Origin of the sequence: Variovorax sp. 160MFSha2.1, assembly GCF_048305075.1 — a bacterium.
GTDB lineage: Bacteria > Pseudomonadota > Gammaproteobacteria > Burkholderiales > Burkholderiaceae_C > Variovorax > Variovorax guangxiensis.
Map to the genome: position 1 here is coordinate 5,482,310 of NZ_CP157624.1, position 24,528 is coordinate 5,506,837.

At 66.3% G+C, this 24,528-nt stretch carries 19 protein-coding genes and 1 tRNA gene; 13 read left to right on the forward strand and 7 right to left on the reverse strand.

Translation table 11 applies throughout. The features are described 5' to 3' along the window. Window positions 1-139: 139 nt before the first annotated feature. The 10 genes from ABL838_RS25090 to ABL838_RS25135 all read left to right on the forward strand — a co-directional run bounded on the left by ABL838_RS25090 (window position 140) and on the right by ABL838_RS25135 (window position 9,547). Window positions 140-1,132 carry a polyprenyl synthetase family protein gene (locus ABL838_RS25090; RefSeq protein ID WP_418122407.1) on the forward strand — a complete coding sequence of 331 codons (993 nt, stop codon included), beginning with the start codon at window positions 140-142 and terminating at the stop codon, window positions 1,130-1,132. A gap of 51 nt (window positions 1,133-1,183) precedes the next feature. Further along, window positions 1,184-1,260 (forward strand) — tRNA-Pro (locus tag ABL838_RS25095). Between the two features lie 116 nt (window positions 1,261-1,376). After that, the gene (gene pilB, locus ABL838_RS25100) at window positions 1,377-3,110 is read left to right on the forward strand and encodes a type IV-A pilus assembly ATPase PilB (protein WP_126024679.1); all 1,734 of its coding nucleotides are present in this window, start codon (window positions 1,377-1,379) and stop codon (window positions 3,108-3,110) included. 26 nt (window positions 3,111-3,136) lie between these two features. Next, the gene (locus ABL838_RS25105; protein WP_418122408.1) at window positions 3,137-4,366 is read left to right on the forward strand and encodes a type II secretion system F family protein; all 1,230 of its coding nucleotides are present in this window, start codon (window positions 3,137-3,139) and stop codon (window positions 4,364-4,366) included. Beyond that, entirely contained in the window at window positions 4,366-5,331 is a 966-nt protein-coding gene (locus tag ABL838_RS25110; protein WP_184642162.1) for a prepilin peptidase, read from the forward strand. The genes ABL838_RS25105 and ABL838_RS25110 overlap by 1 nt, the downstream gene beginning before the upstream one ends. A 7-nt stretch (window positions 5,332-5,338) precedes the next feature. After that, a complete protein-coding gene (coaE, locus tag ABL838_RS25115; RefSeq protein ID WP_418122410.1) occupies window positions 5,339-5,950 on the forward strand; it encodes a dephospho-CoA kinase in 612 nt (203 codons plus the stop codon). Between the two features lie 69 nt (window positions 5,951-6,019). Next, window positions 6,020-7,513 carry an MBOAT family O-acyltransferase gene (locus tag ABL838_RS25120; protein ID WP_126024676.1) on the forward strand — a complete coding sequence of 498 codons (1,494 nt, stop codon included), beginning with the start codon at window positions 6,020-6,022 and terminating at the stop codon, window positions 7,511-7,513. Between the two features lie 4 nt (window positions 7,514-7,517). After that, entirely contained in the window at window positions 7,518-8,552 is a 1,035-nt protein-coding gene (locus ABL838_RS25125) for a hypothetical protein (RefSeq protein ID WP_418122411.1), read from the forward strand. A 30-nt stretch (window positions 8,553-8,582) separates the two neighbouring features. Further along, window positions 8,583-9,338: a cell division protein ZapD gene (zapD, locus tag ABL838_RS25130; RefSeq protein WP_126024674.1), complete on the forward strand. Its 756-nt coding sequence runs from the start codon at window positions 8,583-8,585 to the stop codon at window positions 9,336-9,338. Next, the gene (locus tag ABL838_RS25135; protein ID WP_184642167.1) at window positions 9,335-9,547 is read left to right on the forward strand and encodes a DNA gyrase inhibitor YacG; all 213 of its coding nucleotides are present in this window, start codon (window positions 9,335-9,337) and stop codon (window positions 9,545-9,547) included. The genes zapD and ABL838_RS25135 overlap by 4 nt, the downstream gene beginning before the upstream one ends. A gap of 18 nt (window positions 9,548-9,565) precedes the next feature. On the opposite strand, the gene ABL838_RS25140 is transcribed toward ABL838_RS25135, so the two are convergent. The 6 genes from ABL838_RS25140 to secA all read right to left on the reverse strand — a co-directional run bounded on the left by ABL838_RS25140 (window position 9,566) and on the right by secA (window position 19,073). Next, window positions 9,566-11,536 carry an acyltransferase family protein gene (locus tag ABL838_RS25140; RefSeq protein WP_418122412.1) on the reverse strand — a complete coding sequence of 657 codons (1,971 nt, stop codon included), beginning with the start codon at window positions 11,534-11,536 and terminating at the stop codon, window positions 9,566-9,568. Between the two features lie 51 nt (window positions 11,537-11,587). Beyond that, window positions 11,588-13,555: an acyltransferase family protein gene (locus tag ABL838_RS25145; protein WP_418125909.1), complete on the reverse strand. Its 1,968-nt coding sequence runs from the start codon at window positions 13,553-13,555 to the stop codon at window positions 11,588-11,590. Window positions 13,556-13,562: 7 nt separating this feature from the next. After that, a complete protein-coding gene (locus ABL838_RS25150; protein WP_418122414.1) occupies window positions 13,563-14,024 on the reverse strand; it encodes an NUDIX domain-containing protein in 462 nt (153 codons plus the stop codon). Next, window positions 14,021-14,896, reverse strand: a complete 876-nt coding sequence (locus ABL838_RS25155) for an ATP-binding protein (protein ID WP_184642171.1) — start codon at window positions 14,894-14,896, stop codon at window positions 14,021-14,023. The genes ABL838_RS25150 and ABL838_RS25155 overlap by 4 nt, the downstream gene beginning before the upstream one ends. Further along, complete coding sequence (gene argJ / locus ABL838_RS25160; protein WP_418122415.1) at window positions 14,893-16,122, reverse strand: bifunctional glutamate N-acetyltransferase/amino-acid acetyltransferase ArgJ; 1,230 nt, start codon at window positions 16,120-16,122, stop codon at window positions 14,893-14,895. The genes ABL838_RS25155 and argJ overlap by 4 nt, the downstream gene beginning before the upstream one ends. A 164-nt stretch (window positions 16,123-16,286) precedes the next feature. Next, on the reverse strand, window positions 16,287-19,073 hold the full coding sequence (gene secA, locus ABL838_RS25165; RefSeq protein WP_418122416.1) for a preprotein translocase subunit SecA: 2,787 nt from the start codon (window positions 19,071-19,073) through the stop codon (window positions 16,287-16,289). A 173-nt stretch (window positions 19,074-19,246) separates the two neighbouring features. Here secA and ABL838_RS25170 point away from each other — a divergent pair, with 173 nt between their 5' ends. The 3 genes from ABL838_RS25170 (at window position 19,247) to ABL838_RS25180 (ending at window position 23,205) form a co-directional block, all read left to right on the forward strand. Next, window positions 19,247-19,555: a hypothetical protein gene (locus ABL838_RS25170; RefSeq protein ID WP_126024667.1), complete on the forward strand. Its 309-nt coding sequence runs from the start codon at window positions 19,247-19,249 to the stop codon at window positions 19,553-19,555. A 58-nt stretch (window positions 19,556-19,613) separates the two neighbouring features. Next, on the forward strand, window positions 19,614-20,600 hold the full coding sequence (locus ABL838_RS25175; protein WP_418122417.1) for an ornithine cyclodeaminase family protein: 987 nt from the start codon (window positions 19,614-19,616) through the stop codon (window positions 20,598-20,600). Between the two features lie 610 nt (window positions 20,601-21,210). Continuing rightward, window positions 21,211-23,205 (forward strand): YadA family autotransporter adhesin, encoded by a 1,995-nt coding sequence (locus tag ABL838_RS25180; protein ID WP_418122418.1) that lies wholly within the window; start codon window positions 21,211-21,213, stop codon window positions 23,203-23,205. A 120-nt stretch (window positions 23,206-23,325) separates the two neighbouring features. Here the strand turns inward: ABL838_RS25180 and ABL838_RS25185 are convergent, their stop codons facing one another. Beyond that, the gene (locus tag ABL838_RS25185; RefSeq protein ID WP_418122420.1) at window positions 23,326-24,471 is read right to left on the reverse strand and encodes a threonine synthase; all 1,146 of its coding nucleotides are present in this window, start codon (window positions 24,469-24,471) and stop codon (window positions 23,326-23,328) included. Window positions 24,472-24,528: the final 57 nt, after the last annotated feature.

Genomic DNA, 24,528 nt, shown 5'->3' on the forward strand with positions numbered 1-24,528 from the left:
GCGGTTTGCGCCCACTAGCTACTCTTGGGCCGAAGCCCCATCAGCAAGCCGCTTCGGCTCCATATAATTTGCGCCTTCCGGCCCTGCACCTGCCTGGGTCCCCCACATACAACACTCAGCAGCGCCCCGCGCCTTCGCTTTGCCAGTTCCAGCCGCCGACACCTCCCCCACCGCCACCGTGCTGGACCTGATTGCCGGCGACATGGTCGAAGTCGACCGCGTGATCGCCCGCCGCCTCGACACCGGCGTGCCGCTGGTCAGCCAGGTTTCCCGGTACATCATCTCCGCTGGCGGCAAGCGCCTGCGACCGGCGCTCCTGCTGCTGATGTCGGGCGCGCTGGGCTACACCGGGGACCAGCGATTCAATCTGGCGGCCGTGGTGGAGTTCATCCATACGGCAACCCTGCTGCACGACGACGTGGTCGACGAGTCGACCCTGCGGCGCGGACGCGCAACGGCCAACGAATCGTTCGGCAACCCGGCCAGCGTGCTGGTCGGCGACTTCCTCTATTCGCGCGCGTTCCAGATGATGTTGGACGCCAACAACATGCGCGTGATGCAGATCCTGGCCGAAGCCACCAACATCATCGCCGAGGGCGAGGTGCTTCAGCTGATGAACATGCACGATGCGTCGCTGGACGAAGCGGCCTATCTGCGCGTGATCCGCTCGAAGACGGCGAAGCTCTTCGAGGCGAGCACCCGCCTCGCGGCCGTGCTGGCGAACGCCACCCCAAAAATGGAAGAGGCCTGCGCGACCTACGGCCAGGCCTTGGGCACCGCCTTCCAGGTGATCGATGACGTCCTGGACTACACGGGCGACGCCAACGAAACCGGCAAGAATGTCGGCGACGACCTGCGTGAAGGCAAGACCACGCTGCCGCTCATCTTCGCGATGCAGCGAGGCACTCCGGCACAGAGCGCGCTCGTGCGCGCCGCCATCGAGGCCGGCGACACCACCCAGCTGGGCAAGGTCATCGAGATCGTTCAGGAAACCGGGGCCCTGGATGCCTCGCGCGCAGCGGCAGCAGCCGAGGCGCAGCGTGCGATTCATGCATTAAAAGATTTCCCGGCCAATTTGCACGCTTCAGGTTTGCTACAATTAGCGGCTCAGTTGCTTGAGCGACGTGCCTGAACACCTCTCCTGAGTTGGCATCTAGGACGACTTCTTCTTTCTTGCAACCATCGGGGTGTAGCTTAGCCTGGTAGAGCGCTACGTTCGGGACGTAGAGGCCGGAGGTTCGAATCCTCTCACCCCGACCAGCCTTTGGCTGGCATTAATGGACAAATGGCCAGCCTGTTGCTGTGTAGCGATTTACAGCACAGGACTGTTCAGCGATGATCGTGAAGCAAATTTTCACATCTTTTTCACTCGCTGAATGGCTGCAGCCGAACTTCCTGTTAAAGAACCTTCGCAAATTGCCCTACCCGGGCTTGCGCGCGCCCTGGTTTCGGCCGGCAAGCTGCCTGCCAGGGCAGCCGAGGACATCTATCAGAAGTCCATCAGCGCTCGCACGAGCTTCATTGCCGAACTGACCGGCTCCGGCGCCGTTTCCGCCGCAGACCTCGCCCACACCCTTTCCACCGCGTTCGGCGCACCGCTGCTCGATCTCGACGCCATCGATCCCCAGCGCCTGCCCAAGGACCTGCTCGACCAGAAGCTGTGCCATGCGTACCGCATCGTCGTGCTCAGCAAGCGCAACAACCGTCTGATTGTTGCAACAGCCGATCCTTCCGATCAGCAGGCCGCGGAAAAGATCAAGTTCGCCTCCCAGATGGGCGTCGACTGGGTCATCGCCGAATACGACAAGCTGTCGCGGATGATCGAAGCCGCCGCCGTCAGCGCGGCCGAGACCATCAACAGCATCGTCGGCAGCGAGTTCGAGTTCGACGACGTCGCGGCCGAGACCGCGAACGAGGGCAATGACCAGGCCATCGCCGAAGTCGAAGATGCGCCGGTCGTGCGCTTCCTGCACAAGATGCTGCTCGACGCCGTCAGCATGCGGGCATCCGACATCCACTTCGAGCCCTACGAGCACAACTACCGCGTCCGCTTCCGGGTCGACGGCGAACTGCGCGAAGTTGCCAGCCCGCCCACGGTCATCAAGGACAAGCTGGCCTCGCGCATCAAGGTCATTTCCCGGCTCGACATCTCCGAGAAGCGCGTGCCGCAGGACGGCCGCATGAAGCTCAAGATCGGTCCCGACCGCGTGATCGACTTCCGCGTGAGCACGCTGCCCACGCTCTTCGGCGAGAAGATCGTCGTGCGTATCCTCGACCCGAGCAGCGCGCGCCTGGGCATCGACGCCCTGGGTTACGACGCTGACGAAAAGGCGCGGCTGCTGCATGCCATCGGCCGCCCGTACGGGATGGTGCTCGTCACCGGCCCTACCGGCTCGGGCAAGACGGTGTCGCTCTACACCTGCCTGAACCTCCTGAACCAGCCGGGCGTGAACATCGCGACGGCGGAAGACCCGTCGGAAATCAACCTGCCCGGCGTCAACCAGGTCAATGTCAACGAACGCGCGGGCCTGACCTTCGCAGCCGCGCTGCGCGCCTTCCTGCGCCAGGATCCCGACATCATCATGGTCGGCGAAATCCGCGACCTCGAAACCGCCGACATCTCGATCAAGGCAGCCCAGACCGGCCACCTGGTGCTCTCCACGCTGCACACCAACGATGCGCCGACCACGCTCACGCGGATGCGCAACATGGGCATCGCGCCGTTCAACATCGCGTCGAGCGTGATCCTGATCACTGCCCAGCGCCTCGCGCGGCGCCTGTGCACCGTCTGCAAGCTGCCGGCCGACATCCCGCGCGAAACGCTGCTCGAGGCAGGTTTCAAGGAAGAAGAGCTGGACGGCTCCTGGAAACCGTACCGCCCCGTCGGCTGCTCCGCCTGCAGCAGCGGCTACAAGGGCCGCGTGGGCATCTACCAGGTGATGCCGATCTCGGAAGCCATCCAGGAAATCATCCTGCGCGACGGCAGTGCGCTCGACATCGCCGCGCAGTCGGAAGCCGAGGGCGTGCGTTCGCTGCGCCAGTCGGGCCTGCGCAAGGTCATGCAGGGCCTCACTTCGCTCGAAGAAGTGGTGGCCTGCACCAACGAATAACGAACACACCGAATACCGGAGATCGAATGGCTACAGTGGCATCCTCCCGCACCCAGCCCACACACAAGGAATTTGTCTTCGAATGGGAAGGCAAGGACCGCAACGGCAAGCTGGTACGCGGCGAACTTCGTGCTGCCGGCGAAAACCAGGTGCAGGCCGCGCTGCGCCGCCAGGGCGTGCTCGCCTCCAAGATCAAGAAGCGCCGCATGCGCTCAGGCAAGGCGATCAAGCCGAAGGACATCGCGATCTTCACGCGCCAGCTGGCGACCATGATGAAGGCCGGCGTGCCCCTGATGCAGTCCTTCGATATCGTCGGGCGCGGCAATGCGAACCCGAGTGTGGCCAAGCTGCTCAACGACATCCGCAGCGACGTGGAAACCGGCAGTTCGCTCTCGTCCGCCTTCCGCAAGTTTCCGAAGTACTTCGACAATCTCTATTGCAACTTGGTGGAGGCAGGCGAAGCGGCCGGTATTCTCGAAGAGTTGCTGGACCGGCTGGCGACCTACATGGAAAAGACCGAGGCGATCAAATCCAAGATCAAGTCGGCCTTGATGTATCCGATCTCAGTGATTGTTGTGGCCTTCGTGGTGATCGCCATCATCATGATCTTCGTGATCCCGGCATTCAAATCGGTGTTCACGTCGTTCGGAGCCGACCTGCCGGCACCGACCCTGATCGTGATCGGCATCAGCGAGTTCTTCGTGTCTTACTGGTGGCTGATCTTCGGCGGCATTGGCGGCGGGCTCTATTTCTTCCTGCAGGCCTGGAAGCGCAATGAGCGCGTGCAAAGGACCATGGACCGCCTTCTGCTGAGAATTCCGGTTTTCGGCGCGCTGATCGAAAAATCCTGCGTCGCCCGCTGGACCCGCACTCTGGCCACCATGTTCGCCGCCGGCGTCCCGCTGGTCGAAGCCCTCGACTCCGTGGGCGGCGCCTCCGGCAACACCGTCTACGGCGACGCCACCGCGAAGATCCAGCAGGAAGTCTCCACCGGCACCAGCCTCACGGCGGCCATGACCAACGTCAACCTGTTCCCGTCCATGGTGATCCAGATGACCGCCATCGGCGAGGAATCCGGCTCGATCGACCACATGCTGGGCAAGGCCGCCGACTTCTACGAATCCGAGGTGGACGACATGGTCGCGGGCCTCTCCAGCCTGATGGAGCCGATCATCATCGTGTTCCTCGGCACCATCATCGGCGGCATCGTGGTGTCGATGTACCTGCCCATCTTCAAGCTCGGCCAGGTCGTTTGATGCTGGTTTCGCGGGAATTCGACACCGTCTTCGCCGGTGTCCTGGGGCTATTGATCGGCAGCTTCATGAACGTCGTCATCTACCGCGTGCCGGTGATGATGTACCGCGAGTGGCTTGCCGACGCGGTCGCCAATCTCATGTCGTCGAAGGATGCGCCCTCGCTGTGGTCGCTGGCCTTCGGGCCGAAGGTCGCGGCGCCCGCCGGGCTGGAGGCCTCCGCCGACAAGGCGGCCGAAGTCGTCGAGAAGCAGCCTCCCTTCGACCTGATGCGCCCCGCGTCGCGCTGCGGCGCCTGCGGCCACGAGATCCGCTGGTACGAGAACATCCCCGTGCTGAGCTATGCCGCGCTGCGCGGACGCTGCTCGTCGTGCAAGACCTCGATCAGCCTTCGCTACCCGTTGGTCGAGCTGATCACCGGTGGCCTGTTCGCCCTGTGCGCCTGGCGCTTCGGCATCACGCCGGCCGGGGCGCTTTGGGCGGCGTTCGGGGCCTTCCTGATCTGCCAGTTCCTGATCGACTTCGACACGCAGTTCCTGCCCGATTCGCTCAACTACCCGCTGCTCTGGCTCGGCCTGATCGGCGCGGCCATGGGCTGGACCGGCGTTTCGCTGAGTTCGGCCGTCTGGGGCGCGGTGTTCGGCTACCTGAGCCTCTGGCTTGTGTACCATGCCTTTCGCCTGGTCACGGGCAAGGAAGGCATGGGCTATGGAGACTTCAAACTGCTGGCCGCGCTGGGCGCATGGCTCGGAGCGGACTACCTCATCGCGATCATCCTCGTCTCTTCGCTGGTGGGTGCGGTGATCGGCATCTCTTTGCGCATCGCCGGCAAGCTGGCGCACAAGGACATTCCCATCGCCTTCGGCCCCTTCCTGGCCGGCGCTGGCCTCGTCTGCCTCGTGGCGGGCCCCGAAGTCGTGAGGCAGTGGATTCCGTTCGCCTTTCCCCTGGACGCGCTGATGCGCTGACCTCCGCATGGCAGTGCGGCGCATCGGCCTGACGGGCGGCATCGGCAGCGGCAAGAGCACGGTCGCGAGCCTCCTGGTGGCCCAGGGGGCGGTTCTCGTGGACACCGACGCCATCGCGCGCTCCATCGCGCTGCCGGGCGGCATCGCGATGCCGGCCCTGGAAGCCGCCTTCGGCCCGGGCGTCATCGACCCGGCCGGCGGCCTGGACCGTGCCGCGATGCGCCAGATCGTGTTCGCGGACGCCGGCGCCAAGGCCCGGCTCGAATCCACTCTCCATCCCCTGATCGGCGCCGAAACCCAGCGCCAGGCCGCGGCAGCCGGCGAGGATGCCGTCGTCGTGTTCGACGTTCCCCTGCTGGTCGAATCCGGCCGCTGGCGCGCGATCGTCGACCGGGTGCTGGTGGTCGACGCCACCGAGGAAACGCAGCTGAAACGCGTCATCGCACGCTCGGGCTGGGCGCCCGAAGCGGTCAAGGCGGTGATCGCCCAGCAGGCTCCGCGCCGGGCCCGGCGGGCCGCCGCGGACGCCGTCATTTACAACGAGTCCCTGACCCTGGAGGAACTCGCTCAGCAGGTCCGGGGTTTCTGGGAACGGTGGGCTAAGTCAAGCACGCGATAATTTGGGGTTGACGCCGCGACGGCAAAAAGACGGTCACGTCAAACGGCGCATGCCCAAGCGCCCCTCACGATGCTTTTCAATTCGTACCCCTTCATCTTCGTTTTCTTCCCGCTGGTCCTGATCGGCTTCTTCCTGATCGGTGCGCGCAGCCCCCGGTCGGCGGCGGGGTTCCTGGCACTGGCTTCCCTCTTCTTCTACGGGTGGTGGAGCGTCAAGGCGCTGCCGCTCCTGCTGGGGTCGATCTGCGTCAACTACTGGTTCGGGCTGCGGCTCACGCCCTCCCCCAGCCGGGAGGACAAGTACCGCAAGACGCTGCTGATCATCGCCCTGGTGGTCAACCTGGGGGTGCTGGCGGTCTTCAAGTACGCCAACTTCTTCCTCGAGAACGTCGATGCCGGCCTGGCCGCCGCAGGGCTCCCGCAGATCGACCTGGTCCACATCGTCCTGCCCATCGGCATCTCGTTCTACACCTTCACCCAGATCGCCTTCCTGGTCGACTGCTGGCAGGGCAAGGTGCACGAGCGCAGCTTCATCCATTACGTGCTGTTCGTGACCTACTTCCCGCACCTGATCGCGGGCCCCGTGCTGCATCACGCGCAGATGATGCCGCAGTTCAACAGCCCGGCCACCTACAGGATCAACGCCAACAACATCGCGCTGGGCCTGGGCATCTTCGTCTTCGGCCTGGCCAAGAAGATGCTCATCGCCGACCCGCTGGGCCAGTACGCCGACATGATGTTCAAGGGCGTGCACGAAGGCGTGCTGCCCTCGCTGTACACGGCCTGGTTCGGGGTGCTGGCGTACACGCTGCAGATCTACTTCGACTTCTCGGGCTATTCCGACATGGCCGTGGGCCTCTCGCTGTGCGTGGGCGTGCAACTGCCGCTCAACTTCAGGTCGCCGTACAAGTCGACCAACATGATCGAGTTCTGGCGCCGCTGGCACATCTCGCTGTCGACCTTCCTGCGCGACTACCTCTACGTGCCGCTGGGCGGCAACCGAAAGGGTCCGACGCGGCGCTACATCAACCTGTTCCTGACGATGCTGCTGGGCGGCCTGTGGCACGGCGCCGCCTGGACCTTCGTGCTCTGGGGCGCGCTGCACGGCTTCTACCTGATGGTCAACCACTTCTGGAACGCCAAGGTGCGTCGCGGCAAGACCGAAACCACCTGGTACGGCCGCGTGGCCGGCTGGTTCCTCACCTTCCTGTGCGTGATGATCGCCTGGGTGGTCTTCCGCGCCGACAGCATGTCGGCCGCCATCGAGATCTACAAGGGCATGCTGGGCATGCACGGCGCGCCCGTGTCGGCCTTCAGCGAGTTCCGCGTGCCGTTCCGCAAGCCGGAATTCTTCCAGACGATCCTGGTCGGCCTCGTGATCTGCCTGGCGCTGCCGCCCACCATCACGCTCGACCGCTGGATTCCCGCCGTCGCCGGGCTGGCCGGCCGCCCGCGCCTGCAGCGCCTGGCGACCTGGGCCACCGGCCTGGGCTGCGTCTACCTCTTTGGCCTGTGCGTGTCGAAGTTCGGCAGCTACAGCCCCTTCCTCTATTTCCAGTTCTGACGACATGGAAGACACGAAATCTGCCAGGACCTGGCTTCGCATCTTCGCCGCGGGCTACCTGGTGTGCTGCGCCCTGCTGCTGGTCAGCCTCTTCACGCCCATCCCCTACGGCGACCTGACCCGCATCGGGCGCATTTCCGAGCGCGAGTTCGGCTGGCACGAGCCGCCGCCGCCCATTCCCGACGCCGACGTCAAGACCTGGCCCATCACCGAATCCGACATCCTGGTGATCGGCGACAGCTTCTCGGTGCGCTACGCGTGGCAGTCGAAACTGGTGGGCGCGGGCTACAAGGTCACGACCACGCACTGGGACAACCTGGGCGGCGTGCTCTGCGACGACTTCTCGGGCTGGCTCCAGAAGTCGGGTTTCAAGGGCAAGGTCGTGATCGTCGAGAGCATCGAACGGCTGCTGTACGACCGCATCGAGAAGTCCGAGTCGTGCAAGACCATGAAGCACAGCTTCAAGCCGACGCCGCCTCCCTTCGAGAACCCGTCCAGGCCGGCCCCTGGCTTCCAGCTCAACTGGGATGCCCAGTTGCTCAGCGGCTGGTTGACATACCAAAACACCAAGGAGATCCTGGCCTCCGACAGCTGGACCAACACGCCCGATCGCTGGGGCCCGCTGATCGACGCCCGCGTGGTGCCCGAGGGCTGCAAGCAGTTCAGCCACCGCGCCTGCAACAAGCTCCTGATGACCGCCGAGGACCGCGTCAATCCGGCGCTGACAGCCGAGTCCGCGAGCTTCATGAAGCGCTTCGAGAGCACTGCAGCACCCTACAAGGTGGTGTGGATGGTCGTGCCGAACAAGACCAGCGTGTATTTGCAACAAAACCATGCCGATGCGTTCCGGGCCGCGTTCAACCCGCAAAATATCGGACCGGACCTGTTCGCGCTGGCCGAGCAGAACCGCTTCAAGATGAAGGATCTTTTCCCTGCCAACGAGACCCACGTGTCGACCCGGGGTTACATTCTTTTCGGGCAGCGTATGCTGGAGGCTGTGCGCGAGGTGTTCCCGCCACCGGCCGCCAAGACGCAATGAGCCCGAACCCGACGTGAAAAACCGATACGCGTGATCCTCTACGAGTACCCCTTCAACGAGCGCATCCGCACGTACCTGCGGCTAGAGCACCTGTTTCGCCGCCTCGGCGAGCTGGTGCCGGCCGAATCCCCGCTGTCCCACCACTACGCCCTGGTCACGATCTTCGAGATCATGGACGTCGCCGCGCGCGCCGACCTCAAGGCCGACGTGCTGCGCGACCTGGACAAGCACAAGAACGTCTTCAACAGCTACCGGGGCAATCCGGCCATCGCCGAGACGGTGCTCGACCAGGTCATCGGCCAGCTCGAAGGCAATTTCGCCACCCTCAACGGCGTGGCCGGCAAGGCGGGCCAGGCGCTGACCGAGAACGAGTGGCTCATGAGCATCCGCAGCCGCGCCGGCATTCCGGGCGGCACCTGCGAGTTCGACCTGCCCGCCTACTACGCCTGGCAGCACCGCCCAGCCACCAGCCGCCGCGCCGACCTCGAGCGCTGGTCGAACACGCTGTCGCCCCTGGCCTCGTCGATCTACCTGCTGCTCAAGCTGCTGCGCGACGCCGACGTGCCCTACAAGGTGATCGCGGTCAACGGCCAGTTCCAGCAGAACCTGCCCCAGGGCCGCAGCTTCCAGCTGCTGCGCCTGCGCATCGACCCCAAGCTGGGCCTGATCCCCGAAATCAGCGGCAACCGCCTCATGGTCTCGGTGCGCCTGATGCGCCACGACAAGGACGACCGCCTGCACCAGAGCTCGGAAGACGCCCCCTTCGAGCTCACCCTTTGCGCATGACGACCGAGGTGAACAGCAAGGGCGAGCGCATCGTGCGCTGCCCCACCTGCGGCGGCGAGAGCGTCTATGCGCCGAGCAACGCCTACCGGCCCTTCTGCAGCGCGCGCTGCAAAGGCATCGACCTGGGCGCCTGGGCCAGCGAGGAATTCCGCATGCCCGCCGAAGCGCCGCCGGACGACGAGCCTTTCGGCGATCCCAAGATCCAGTAGGTCGGCAGGAAAAGCCGCTTACTTGCCGACGGCGCCTTCATCCAGCAGCGCCGGATCGATGTACGTCGCGGAGCTTCGCGCATAGCGCGGCCGAAGATGGCCGATGTCCTTGTAGGCTGGCGAACCGTCGTCCGGCATGCTGCGGATGCACTCGCCATCCGCGCACAGGCTGGCGAAAGGCTCGATGACCTTGGCGCCATTGGCCTGCGCCACCTGCTTCAGCCGCGCGTTGAACTGCGCCTGGTCCTGCGGCATCGGCGCCTTGAGCTGACCCGACTCCGCCGTCATGCGCCCCAGGCGGCTGCCCTCGATCTGCCGCAGCGGATCGAAATCCATGCCCACCGGATTGCCCAGCACCAGGTAGACCGGCTTGTGCGCCGACAGCCGCTTCAGCACCTCGCCCAGCGACTTGAGCGACTGATCGATGCCGTCGCCGCCGATGAACGGATGCACGGCCTTCCGGTCGTCGACGAAGAAGTTCACCGTCGGGCCGGCGCCGGTGAAGTAGCAGCTCCAGCACGCACCCAGCACGACCGAGTCGATCTCGGGCTTGAGCGCCAGCTCGAGCACCGCGGTGCGCCGCTCGTCGCAGCCGGTGTCGGGGCCGCTGAAAAGGCCCGGCACCGGCGGGCACGAGCCCTTGGTCGCGAAGTAGATGGTGCGTGCCTTGTCGGGCTGCGTGCGCACCAGCTCGAGCGCGCGCGGCGCGTACTGCTCGACGTGGCTGTCGCCGATCAGCAGCACGTTGTGCTTGCCGTTGCCGGCGCGGTAGACGAACTGGTTGCCCAGCGCGGCCTCCTCGAAGCCGTCGTAGTAGTTGTCCTCGCGGGTCGCATCGGCCACCGCCTGCAGGGCCGGGCTGTCGTGGCGAGGCATCGGCGTGCCCAGGAAAACAAGAACACCGGCCAGCGCCAACGCCGCGCCCGCACCCGCCAGCCCGCGCAGGATTGCCTGCGAGAGGTGCAGCTTGACGAAGCGCTCGAGGAAGCGATACGTGGCCCACGCCAGCACGACCGACGCCGCCACCAGCACGATGCGCAGCTGCAGCGGCGGCTCGCCGCCGGTCACGATGCGCGCGTAGGACAGCAGCGGCCAGTGCCAGAGGTACAGCGGGTAGCTGATGAGGCCGATCCACACCATCACCCGGTTCGACAGCAGATACCGGTTGAGCACCCCGCCCGGCCCTGCCGCGATGCAGCTCGCCGCGCCCAGCACCGGCAGCAGCGCCCACCAGCCCGGAAACGCCTTGGTGCTGCGCGTCATGAAGAGGCCGAGCACGATCAGCGCGATGCCGACGATCGACTGCAGGTGCTTCTTCCACGCACGGGTGCTCGCGGCGCCTTGTGCAACTGACTGCAGCTGCATGACCGCCAGCAACCCGCCCGCCATCAGCTCCCACGCGCGCGACAGCGGCGAATAGAAAGCCGCCGCGCGGTGCGCCTGTACCGTCAGCACGTTGACGAGGAACGAGATCACGGCCACCGCCAGCACCACGCGCAGCATCGGCCAGCGGCTGCGCCATGCCAGCCCCAGCATCAGCGGCCAGAAGATGTAGAACTGCTCCTCGATGCCCAGCGACCACAGGTGCAGCAGCGGCTTGGTCTCGGCCGAGGCGTCGAAATAGCCGGCCTCGCCCAAGAAGACGAGGTTGGCGAAGAAGGCGGCGCCGCCCGTGGTCTGCTTGCCCAGCTGCGAGAACTCGCCCGGCAGCAGCACATACCAGCCGAAGGCCAGCGTCGCCAGCAGCACCAGCACCAGCGCCGGAAAAATCCGCCGGATGCGCCGCGCGTAGAAGTCGCGGTAGCTGAAGTCGCCCGCCGCCAGGCTCTGCAGGAGGATGGTCGTGATCAGGAAGCCCGAGATCACGAAGAAGATGTCGACCCCGATGAAGCCTCCCGGCAGCAGGCTCGGGAAGGCGTGGTACGCCAGCACCGAGCCGACCGCGATGGCTCGCAGGCCGTCGATGTCCGGGCGGTACTTGGGATGCATGGGCGCTTGCTCTTCTTCGATCTGTCGGTCGGTCGGCTGGCGAACGGCCGCTCAGCGCGACGGCTGCTGCGCCGGGGCGCTGCGCACGGTCCGGTCGAAGTAGCTCGCCTCTTCGCGCGTGTAGCGCGGACGCAGGTGGTCGGCGTCCTTGTACGCGGGCGCGCCGTCGGGCAGCGTGACCAGGCAATGGGCGCCGTCCTTGCACAGCACAGCCATCGCATCGATGGGCTGCGCGCCGCTCGCCTCGGCGATGGCGCGCAGCCTGTCGTTGAGCACCTTCTGGTCGGCCGGCAGCGGCACCGTCGGCGAGGAGGTCATCGCCTCCATGTGCGTGAGGCGGCTGCCTTCGATCAGGCGCTTGGGCGTGAATTCGGGGCCGCCGGGGTTGTCGAGCAGCAGGAAGACCTTCTTGTGCCGTGCCAGCTCGCGCAGCGTGGCCTCCAGCGAGGCCAGCGAACGCTCGATGCCGTCGCCGCCCTGGAACGGATGGACCTTGTTGTCGGGGCCGCGGAAGTAGTACTCCAGCGCCCCGTGGCCGACGAAGTAGCAGTTCCAGCAGCCACCGATGACGACCGAGTCGACCTCCGGGCCCATCGCATAGGCCAGCATCGCGTCGCGGCGCTCGGCGCATCCGATGTTCTTGTCGACCTGCACGCCCGGAACCGCCGGGCATGCGCCCTGGGTCACGAACCAGGCCGACTTGTCGGGCATCGACAGCGTGCGCGACAGCTCCATGATGCGCGGCGCGTACTGCTGCACGTGGCTGTCGCCCACGAAGAGCACGCGCTTGGGGCCGCTTCCGGTCTTGTAGACCAGCTGCTCGCCGATCTGGTCGAGCTTGAAGCCGGCGTAGTAGTCGGCGTCCAGCGTGGCGTTGGCGACGACCTGCAGCCGGTCGCTGTCGTTGCGGGGGCCGGGCACGCCGAAGAAGATCGCGGTGCCCAGCGCGGCGACCAGCACCATGCCACCGCCCAGCGCCTTGAGGATCCCCGTGCCGGGACGGCTTCTCGTGTAGCGTTCGACGAAGCGGTACGTGGCCCATGCCAGCAGCACGGCGGCCACCATCGCGCCGGCGCGGTAGACCGGCGATGGATGCAGCGGATCGGCCTCCACGATGCGCACGAAGGCCAGCAGCGGCCAGTGCCACAGGTACAGCGGATAGCTGATGAGCCCGATCCACACCATCACCCGGTTCGACAGCAGGTACTTGTTGAGCACGCCGTTCGGCCCCGCGGCGATGCAGCTGACGGCGCCCAGCGTGGGCAGCAGCGCCCACCAGCCCGGGAAGGCCTTGTTGCTGCGGATCATCACCAGCCCGAGCACGATCAGCCCCACGCCCAGCACCGACTGCAGGTGGCTGCGCCGCGCGCTCGGCGCCGGCGGCTTCAGCCGCATGCAGGCCAGGATGCCGCCCACCATCAGCTCCCAGAAACGGGAAGCCGGCGAATAGAACGACGCCGCCGGCAGCGGATGCACCGTGGCCACGTTCACGACGAACGAGACCGCCGCCACCGCCAGCACCACGCGCACGATCGGCCAGCCCTTGCGCCAGGCGAGCCCCAGCAGCAGCGGCCAGAAGATGTAGAACTGCTCCTCGATGCCCAGCGACCACAGGTGCAGCAGCGGCTTGGTCTCGGCGGCCGTGTCGAAGTAGCCCGACTCGCCCCAGAACACGAAGTTGGCGACGAAGGCCGCGCCGCCCACGGTCTGCTTGCCGAGCTCGGCGAACTCGTCGGACAGCAGCAGGTACCAGCCCGCGCAGAGCGTGGCGAACAGCACCACGATCAGCGCCGGGAAGATCCGCCGGATGCGCCGCGCGTAGAAGTCGCGGTAGCTGAAGTCGCCCGCCGCGAGGCTCTGGAGAATGATGGTCGTGATCAGGAAGCCCGAGATCACGAAGAAGATGTCGACGCCGACGAAGCCGCCCATCAGCGCCGTCGGGAACGCGTGGTACACCAGCACCGAGCCCACGGCGATTGCCCGCAGGCCGTCGATGTCCGGACGGTACTTGGGATGCATCAAGCGATCAGCTGGCCGGCGCGTCGGCCGGCGCGACCACCGGCGGCGCCACGAACGGCAGGCCGCGCTCTTGCGACAGCCACTGCAGCACCGGGAACGCGCCCGGCAGCACCGGCGCCACGTCCAGCGGCAGCTGCTGCCAGGCCATGCGCTGGCCTTCGCGCATCTCGAATTCGCCGCTCCAGGCCGTGACCTTGCACCAGTGCAGGCGCACCAGCGCGTGCGGGTAGTCGTGCTCGGTCACCTTCCAGACCTCGGCGCCGTCGATGGTGATGCCGAGTTCTTCCTGGAGCTCGCGCCGCAGCGCCTGTTCGACCGTCTCGCCCGCCTCGATCTTGCCGCCGGGAAACTCCCAGAAGCCCGCGTAGGCCTTGCCCTCGGGCCGCGTCGAAAGCAGCAGCGCGCCGTCGGACAGGCGGATCAGCACGCCGACCGCGACTTCCGTGTGCTTGCGGGTCTGTTCGCTCACGCCTTGCTCCGCCCCGCGTAGTCGCGCGCGAACTGGTAGGCCACGCGGCCGCTGCGCGAGCCGCGCTCCAGCGCCCACACGAGCGCCTCGGGCCGCGCCGCCGCGATGGTGGCCTCGTCCATGCCGAACGACGAGAGCCACTGGCCCACGATCGTCAGGTATTCGTTCTGGCTGAAGGGATAGAAGCTCACCCAGAGGCCGAAGCGCTCCGACAGCGAGATCTTTTCCTCGATCACCTCGCCGGGGTGGACTTCGCCGTCCTCGGTGTGGGTGTACGAGAGGTTGTCCTTCATGTACTCGGGCAGCAGGTGGCGCCGGTTGCTGGTCGCGTAGATCAGCACATTGGGCGTCGATGCCGCGATGGAGCCGTCGAGGATCGACTTCAGCGCCTTGTAGCCCGGCTCGCCCTCGTCGAAGCTCAGGTCGTCGCTGAACACGATGAACTTCTCGGGCCGCTGCGACACCACCTCGACGATGTCAGGCAGGTCGGTGAGCTCGGCCTTGTCCACCTCGATCAGGCGCAGCCCTTGCGGCGCGTAGGCCTGCAGGCAGGCGCGGATCAGCGACGACTTGCCCGTGCCGCGCGCGCCCGTCAGCAGCACGTTGTTGGCTGGCTTGCCTTCGACGAACTGCTGCGTGTTGCGCGCGATCTTTTCCTTCTGGACGTCGATTTCCTTCAGCGAATCGAGCGACATCGCCGCCACGTGCTTCACCGGCTCCAGCACGCCGTGGCCCGAGCTGCGGCGGCGGTAGCGCCAGGCGATGGACGCGTTCCAGTCGGCCGGCTCGGCCAGCGGCTGCGGAAGGATCGATTCGATGCGCCCGATGAGCTGTTCGGCTCGCTCGATCAGCCTCTGGAACTGCTCATTCATGACCGGTAATCGGCGTTGATCGTCACGTATTCGTGGCTGAAGTCGCAGGTCCACACCGTCTCGCTGGCATTGCCGCGGCCCAGGCCGATGCGCACCGTGATTTCGCTCTGCTTCATCACGCGCTGGCCGTCTTCCTCGCGGTACGACGGATTGCGCCCGCCCTTGACCGCCACATGGACGTCGTCGAGGAACAGGTCGATGCCGGTCTGGTCGAGGTCGGCGATGCCCGCATAGCCCACGGCAGCCAGGATGCGGCCCAGATTCGGGTCGCTGGCGTAGAAGGCCGTCTTGACCAGTGGCGAGTGCGCCACGGCGTACGCCACCTGCTTGCACTCGGCAGCGTCGCGGCCGCCTTCGACCTGGACGGTGATGAACTTGGTCGCCCCCTCCCCGTCGCGCACGATGGCCTGCGCCAGCTGGCGCGCCACCTCCTGCATCGCGGCCACCAGCGCCTTGCCCTCGGCCGAGTCGAGCGAAGTGATGGTCGCGTGCGCGGCCTTCTGCGTGGCGATGACCACGAACGAGTCGTTCGTCGAGGTGTCGCCGTCGATGGTCACGCGGTTGAACGAGGCATCGGCCAGCTGCCTGGCCAGCGGCTGGATCAGCGAGGGGTCGATCTTCGCGTCCGTCGCCAGGAAGCCCAGCATGGTCGCCATGTTCGGGCGGATCATGCCGGCGCCCTTGCTGATGCCGGTGATGGTGACGGTGGCGCCGCCGACCTGAACCTGCTGGCTGAACGCCTTGGGAATCGTGTCGGTGGTCATGATGCCCTCGGCCGCGCGCGCCCAGTTGTCCTCCCTGGCGTCTGCCAGGGCGGCGGGAAGGCCGGCCTCGATGCGGTCGACGGGCAGCGGCTCCATGATCACGCCGGTGGAGAACGGCAGGATCTGCTCGGGCGAGATCTCCAGCTTGCGCGCCAGCGCGATGCAGGTGGAGCGCGTGCGCATCAGCCCGTCTTCGCCGGTGCCCGCATTGGCATTGCCGGTGTTGATGACCATCGCCCGGATGCCGTGGTTAGCGGCCAGGTGCTCGCGGCAGACCTGCACCGGCGCGGCGCAGAAGCGGTTCTGCGTGAACACGCCGCCGACGGCCGAACCTTCGTCGATCAGCACGACCGTCAGGTCCTTGCGATTGGCCTTGCGCACACCCGCCTCGGCCACGCCGATGCGGACGCCGGGCACCGCGAACAAGGCGGCAGGATCAGGGGCAGACAGGTTCACGGGCATGGCACTTATTCCTTCTTGCGTATCAATTTTTCATCGGCACCGACAAGACGCACTTTTCGTCGCCAGGGATACCGCGGAACCGGCTTTGCCGGGCCGCCGGTATCGCCCCCGGCGAGGGGCTGGCGGCCACACGAAGTGCGGCAAGCCTAGGGAGCATGTCTACTTCAGGTCAGCTTGCCGTGGCACTGCTTGTACTTCTTGCCGCTGCCGCAGGGGCACGGGTCGTTGCGGCCGACGCGGGCGAAGGCGGCAGCCTCCGCGCCGAGCGCGCCCAGCCCGGCGGCCGCGATGCGGCGCTGGTTTTCCTCGTCGACGCGCACCTCGACTTCGCCCGTCTCGGTCGGTGCCGAGTAGGTGATGTTCGAGACGTTCTCGCCGCGGCTTTCCATCGCTTCGGCGGCCTGTTCGAGTTGCTCGCTCGACTGCACGCGCACCGTCATGAGCTGGCGCGTGACTTCGTTCTTGACCGAATCGAGCAACTGGCCGAAGAGCTCGAAGGCTTCGCGCTTGTATTCCTGCTTGGGCTGCTTCTGCGCGTAGCCGCGCAGGTGGATGCCCTGGCGCAGGTAGTCGAGCGAGGCCAGGTGTTCGCGCCAGTGGGTGTCGATGCTCTGCAGCAGCACCATGCGCTCGAACTGGGTGAAGTTCTCCTGGCCGATCAGCGCGACCTTGGCGTCGAAGGTCTCGTTGGCGTTCTTGAGCACCTTCTCGACGATGTCCTCGTCGGCGATGGCCTCGGAAGCCTCGACTTCCTTCTTGAGCGGCATGTCGATGCCCCACTCGTTGAAGAGGTTCTTCTCCAGGCCGTCCAGATCCCATTGCTCTTCCACCGACTCGGCCGGTACGTACTGGCGCACGAGGTCGGTGAAGCAGCCTTCGCGCAGCGCCGCGATCTGCGCCGTCAGGTCGGCCGCGTCGAGGATGTCGTTGCGCTGCTGGTAGATCACCTTGCGCTGGTCGTTCGACACGTCGTCGTACTCGAGCAGCTGCTTGCGGATGTCGAAGTTGCGCGCCTCGACCTTGCGCTGCGCGCTCTCGATGCTGCGCGTGACGATGCCGGCCTCGATGGCCTCGCCGTCGGGCATCTTCAGGCGGTCCATGATCGCCTTCACGCGATCGCCCGCGAAGATGCGCATCAGCGGATCGTCCAGGCTCAGGTAGAAGCGCGAGGAGCCGGGGTCGCCCTGGCGGCCCGAGCGGCCGCGCAGCTGGTTGTCGATGCGGCGCGACTCGTGGCGTTCGGTGGCGATGATGCGCAGGCCGCCGAGCGACTTCACGAACTCGTGGTCCTTGGTCCACTCGGCGCGGATGTGGGCGATGTCGGCCTGCTTGGCAGCCTCGTCGCGGCCTTCGTCGTTCTCGATGGCCTCGATCATCTTCTCGATGTTGCCGCCCAGCACGATGTCGGTGCCGCGGCCCGCCATGTTCGTCGCGATGGTGATCATCTTCGTGCGGCCGGCCTGCGCCACGATGTCGGCCTCGCGCGCATGCTGCTTGGCGTTGAGCACCTGGTGCGGCAGGCCCGCCTGGGTGAGCAGGCCGTCGATGATCTCGGAGTTCTCGATGGACGAGGTGCCCACCAGCACCGGCTGGCCGCGCTCGTAGCACTCGCGGATGTCCTGGATGGCCGCCTCGTACTTCTCGCGCGTGGTCTTGTAGACGCGGTCGAGCTGGTCCTCGCGCTTGCTCGTGCGGTTCGGCGGGATGATGACGGTCTCGAGGCCGTAGATCTCCTGGAACTCGTAGGCCTCGGTGTCGGCCGTGCCGGTCATGCCGGCGAGCTTGGAATACAGGCGGAAGTAGTTCTGGAAGGTGATGGAGGCCAGCGTCTGGTTCTCGGCCTGGATCTCCACGCCTTCCTTGGCTTCCACGGCCTGGTGCAGGCCGTCGCTCCAGCGGCGCCCGCTCATCAGGCGGCCGGTGAACTCGTCGACGATCACCACTTCGCCCTGCTGCACCACGTAGTGCTGGTCGCGGTGGTAGAGGTGACGGGCGCGCAGCGCCGCGTTCAGGTGATGCATCAGCGTGATGTTGGCCGGGTCGTAGAGCGACGCGCCCTCGGGCAGCAGCTTGAATTCGCTCAGCAGGCGCTCGGCGTTCTCGTGGCCGTCCTCGGTGAGGAACACCTGGTGCGTCTTCTCGTCGACCGTGAAGTCGCCGGGCACCGTGACGCCTTCGCCGGTGCGCGGGTCGGCTTCGCCTTCCTGCTTCTTGAGCAGCGGCACCACCTTGTTGATGGCCAGATACAGGTCGGTGTGATCTTCGGCCTGGCCGCTGATGATCAGCGGCGTGCGGGCCTCGTCGATCAGGATGGAGTCCACCTCGTCGACGATTGCGTAGTTCAGCCCGCGCTGGACCCGGTCGCCCGGCTCGTAGACCATGTTGTCGCGCAGGTAGTCGAAGCCGTACTCGTTGTTCGTGCCGTAGGTGATGTCGCTGCGGTAGGCCTGCTGCTTCTCCTCGCGTGGCATCTGCGGCAGGTTGATGCCCACCGTCAGGCCGAGGAAGTTGTAGAGGCGGCCCATCCAGGTCGCGTCGCGGTTGGCGAGGTAGTCGTTCACCGTGACCACGTGCACGCCCTTGCCGGACAGCGCGTTCAGGTACACCGGCAGCGTGGCGGTCAGCGTCTTGCCTTCGCCGGTGCGCATTTCGGAGATCTTGCCGTTGTGCAGCGCCATGCCGCCGAGCAGCTGGACGTCGAAGTGGCGCATCTTCATAACGCGCTTGGAACCCTCGCGCACCGTGGCAAAGGCTTCGGGCAGCAGGGCATCGAGGGTTTCGCCCTTGGCGATGCGGTCCTTGAATTCCTGGGTCTTGGCGCGCAGTGCGTCGTCGCTGAGCTTCTCGAACTCGGGTTCGAGCGCATTGATGCGTTCCACCGTCTTGCGATACTGCTTGAGCAGCCGGTCGTTGCGACTGCCGAAAATCTGGGTCAGGAAGTTGGTTGCCATGGGTGGAGATGGGCGGGCGCCTGATGAGATACGGCAGGCACTTCGACCGGATTCCCTAAGATATGGTGAAAGCAGTTGGGCGCGCTTTCCATGAAAGCAAGCAGCCTTTTTCCGGCGCAATCGCCGGCAAACCGGGCATTTTAGCTGTCTTGTTTCTAACCCCTGGATTACCGATGTATCGCCGACTTCCCCCCGCCATTTCACTGCAGCAGGCTGCGGAAGGCGCCCCCACGCTGGGCAGCCTGATGGCGCGCGCGCGCGACACCACGGAGCGGCTCAAGGCGGTGGAAGGGCTGATCCCGCCGGCCATGCGCGCGGCCGTGCAGGCCGGTCCGGCCGAGGGCGACGTCTGGTGCCTGCTGGTCAAGGGCAGCGCCGCGGCAGCCAAGCTGCGCCAGCTCTCGCCGATGCTCGTGACCCGGCTCAAGAACCGGGGCTGGGACGTGGCGACGATACGGATCAAGGTGCACACGGGGCGCTGACTGCCTCGGCCCTGCCGGTTGTTTTGATTTTTTGTCTGGAAATAGATAATATTTCCAGATGACATTCTTCGCCGCGGCCGCCGACGCTCAACTCCTGCTTCTCGACAAGAACCAGGTCGACGCCCTCCTCTCCCCCGATGAAGTGCTCGGGGCCGTGCGCGAAGCCTTCATGTTGCACAGCGAACGCGAGGGCCGCGTGTTCCCGGTGGTGCGCGAACCTCTCGGCACCGGCGGCGTGTTCGGCATCAAGTCCGGCGACGTGCAGGCCCAGGGGCTGCTCGGCTTCAAAGCCGCCGGCTTCTGGCCGGCCAACCGGCAGCGCGGCGGCGAGCCCCATCAGGCCACCATCATGCTGATCGACCCGGCGACAGGGCGGCCGCTGTGCGTCATCGACGGCAACACGGTGACCACCGCGCGCACCGGCGCGGCCGGCGGGCTGGGCCTGCAGCTGCTCGCACGGCCCGGCAGTGAGCGGCTGTGCATCTTCGGCACCGGCGTACAAGCGCGGATCCAGCTCGACTTCGCGCTTCGGCTCATCCCCTCGCTGCGCGAGGCTCTCTATATAAGTGCGAGCGGCGAGCGCAATGCCGCCTTCGAAGCGCACTTCAGCGGCCGCTGCGACATTGCACCAGCCACGGACCGCAACGCCGCCGTGGCCGGCAGCGACATCGTGATCACCGCCACGCCGGGCGGCGGCGCGCTGTTCGATCTCGATGCCGTGCGGCCCGGCACGCACCTGAACTGCGTAGGCGCCGACACCCGCGGCAAGCGGGAGCTGCCGGAAGGCCTGCTGGCACGCGCGTGCCTGTTCGTCGACGACCGCACGCAGGCCCGGCAGATCGGCGAAACGCAGTGGGCGCCCGACACCGAATGCATGGAACTGGGCGACCTGCTCAGTGGCAAGGCCGCCTTCGGGCGCGCCCCGAAAGACATCACCGTCTTCGACATGACGGGCCTCGCGCTGCAGGACCTCACCGTCGCACGCCTTCTTCATGCGCGCGCTGCCGAGACCCGAACAGGCACGCGCATCGCCTGGCCCTGGTAGCGCTGCTCGAAAGGCAGGGCGCAATGCCACGCTGCTTGCCTCGCATCTGAAAAGCGTGATTTTTTGTTGCGGACGGAGGAACATTTCGGCCCTTGGGCGCTGACTCCCTACCGGCATTTTTCGTCATCAATGCGCTGCATGACTGTTTTGGCCGTGAGACTCTTCTGAAGAGAAAAATCGAAATCGCGGACTTCTTCTCGCCCAAAAAGCAAAAGTCGCAATCCGGAAATAATTCAATCCCGGAGGAATGCCATTAATTGACATCAATGGTCATTGTCCGAGTCAATTTCCAATCGATACATTCCGCAACCTTGAAGTCTTGGCGGAGCTTGCAACGCACCTCTGCGCGACTTTCATCGTCGAATAAACACAGAGAGGTTGGAATGATTTCACCCGAGCCCTGCGGCTAGCTCGCGCACCGCCACTTGCCTGCCTGAACCGCGCCCGCGCGCAGCCCATTGGCAAGGCCGATTTCCCGAAGTTGGGGAATCCATCTTTCACCCCCGCGAACCAAACGACGCCCGATCCCGGCAAGGGAATCAGGCCGTCTCGTCACGCGCATCGAATCCGCATTTCTTTTTTTCAGAAGATCGATTTCAAAGAAAAATCCATGAGCAATTCCTACAGAAACACCCGCCGCGGCCACATCGGCTTCAGGCTGTCAGCCGTGACCGCAGTTCTCGCGAGCGGGCTCCAGCTCTCGCCGCTCACAGCAAGTGCATCGACCTACGCTCCGGCCAACTGCAACAGCTCGAGCACGGCAACCATCGGCCGAGTGACCGTCACCGGAACGAACAGCATGCCGGTCGACGGGACCGGTCCCTGGTCCAACATCACCGGCTGCAACTCGAGCGGCAACAACCTGGACGGCGTGACGGTGTACGGCAGCTACTCGCAGGGCACGGGTGACGGGGCCACCGCCGTCGGGTTCTCCAGCACCGCCGGCAAATGGGCCTCCGCGGCCGGGCTTTCGAGCAGCGCCTCGGGAACCGGGAGTGCCGCCTTCGGCTACGACGCACAGGCACAGGGGCTGAACTCGGCCGCGATCGGTGCGGCGTCCAGTGCAGCCGGCCAGGGTGCCGTGGCCCTTGGCAGCGGCGCCTCCGCGAAGTACGACAACTCCGCCGCCATCGGCGCCGGCAGCACCACCGCCGACTCGCTGGCAAACCTGCAGGGTGCGCCCGCCTACTCGCCGGCCGCGGGAACCGCGGTCGCAGCTGCGACGGCGGCTGGCGAAGTGTCGGTGGGCAGCGGCGGCAGTGAGCGCAGGCTCACCAATGTCGCCGCCGGCGGCTCTGCGACCGACGCGGTCAACGTCAGCCAGCTCTCGACCGCCACCGCTTCGCTGTCCACCAGCCTGGACACGGCCAACGGAACCATCGCCAGCCTGTCCACCTCCACCGCCGCCGGCATCGGCAGCCTGTCGACCGGCCTCAATACGGCCAATGGCGCCCTCGCCAGCCTGTCCACGTCCACCGCGGCAGGCATCGGAAGCCTCTCCACAGGCCTGTCCACCGCCAACGGCAACCTTCGCAGCCTGAGCACGTCGGTCAGCACCATCTACAACACGGGCACCAAGTACTTCCACACCAAGTCGACGGCGGGCGACTCGATGGCCAGCGGCGACAGTTCCGTTGCGATCGGCCCGCAGTCGGAGGCCAGCGGTTCCAGCTCCCTTGCGGCCGGCACAGGCGCCAAGGCAGCAGCCAACAACGCATTGGCCGTGGGCTCCTACGCCCTCGCGACAGGCGCGAACGCGATCGCCATCGGCACCGGCGCGCTGGCCACGGGCTCGCAGGCCATCGGCGCGAGTTCGCGCGCAGGCGGAGGCGGCACCGCTCTCGGCGACAACGCCGATGCCGGTGGAACGTCGCTGAGCCAGTCGCCGCGGATCGCCAAGGGCACCGCCATCGGCTTCGGCGCGGTGGTGCAGCAGAGCGAGGGTGTGGCGCTGGGCGCCGGCTCGGTGGCCGCCACCGCTGCCGGCGTGGCCGGATACGTGCCTCGCAACACATCGGCGCAGCAACAGGCCGCCGTCAAGGCCACCGCCAGCACACAGGCAGCCGCTTCGGTCGGCGACGCAGCCAGCGGCCGCTTCCGCCAGATCACCGGCGTGGCGGCCGGCACGGCGGACAGCGACGCGGCGAACGTAGCGCAGCTCAAGGCATCCGAAGCCGCCTCCCGGGCCAGCAGTGCGCAATACACGACCCGCGCCGATGGCTCCGTCGACTACAGCCAGATCGTGCTGGGCAACGGCCAGGCGCCGGGAGGCACGCGCATCTCCAACGTGGCGCCAGGCGTGCAGCCCACGGACGCCGTCAACGTGAACCAGCTCAACCAGGTGCGCAGCCAGGTCGCCGACGTGGCGCGCATCGCCTACACGGGCACGGCGATGGCCATGGCCATGTCGGGCACCTACCTGCCCACGCTCGCCCCGGGCGAGAAGACCGTGGGCGTCGGGGTGGGCAGCTACAAGGGCTACAGCGCCGTGGCGCTGACCTTCAAGGCGCTTGCCGGCGACGGAGGAATGTCGTGGGGCGCGGGCATTTCGACCAACGGCAGGGAATGGGGCGTGAACGCCGGCGTGGGCTGGAAGTGGAAATAAGGGAAATAAGGGCTCAGGGGAAATAGAGCCGATCAGGGAGCGAGCCGGCAACGAATCGGCAAGCAAGAGGATGGCCCCCATGCCTCGCGGCGTGGGGGCCATTTTTTTTGAGCAGGCCCGCTATGCGGCAGCCACGTCCGCGAAGAGCCCGGTCATGAACTGCGTCGACTTCAGCCCGGTACCCGTCAGCAGCGCCACGGTCGTCTCCGTGCTCCTGATGTCGCCGCGCTGCGCCAGCACGTCGATGGCCGCGGCGGCCGACGCGGAAGTCGGCTCGGTGTAAAGGCCGCAGGCCGCGAGCCGGCGCACCGCCGCCGCGATCTGCTCCTCGGTCAGCGCCACGGTCCTGCCATTCGTCTCGCGCAGGGCCTGGATGATTTCCGCCAGCCGCACCGGCCGCTTGATCGCCGTGCCCTCGGCGATGGTCGGCTGCACGGCGCGCTCCACGAGCGTGTCGACGCCAGCGGTGAAGCTCGCGTCGATCGGCGAACAGTTCAGCGGCTGCGCAACGAAGATGCGCGGCAACTTCCTGATCTGCCCCGCCGCCAGCAGCTCCTTGAAGCCGATCCAGCAGCCGAGCACGTTGCTGCCCGCGCCGGTCGGAATCACGACGTTGTCCGGCGCCACGAAACCCAGGTCTTCCCACAGCTCGTAGGCCAGCGTCTTCGTGCCCTGCAGGAAGAACGGATGCCAGTTGTGGCTCGCGTAGAAGATCGATTCCGACTGCCGCACCGCCTCGTGTTCCGACTCCTCGCGCGGCCCCGGCACCAGTTGCACCTCGGCGCCGAAGGCGCGGATCTGCGCCACCTTCGGCGCGGGCGTGTAGCTCGGCGCGAGCACCTTCACGCGCATGCCGGCCGCGGCGCCCGCGGCGGCGATGGCCGCGCCGCCGTTGCCCGAGCTGTCTTCCAGCACAGCATCGACGCCGATCTGGCGCAGGAAGGACATCATCACCGCCGCGCCACGGTCCTTGAAGCTGCAGGTCGGGTTGAACCACTCCAGCTTGAAGTGCGGCTCGAAGTCGCCCCAGCGCTTCTGCACGAGCGGCGTGCAGCCTTCGCCCATGCTCGCGGGCCTGTCGATGGCCACGGGCAGCGCCGCGCGGTAACGCCACAGCGAGCGCGTACGCGAATCGATGTCGTCGCGCCCGATGCCCGGCAGCGGCGTGACCAGCATCGGGTTGCCGTCGTCCGAGCGCCAGCGGCGTTCGGACAGCTCGTGGCGCCGGCCGGTGCGGGGATCGACGTAGCGTGCGCGTTCTGTCATTCGTGGCTCCTGGATCAACAATCTGAAAAAGACTGGATAATACATCCAACACTGTAC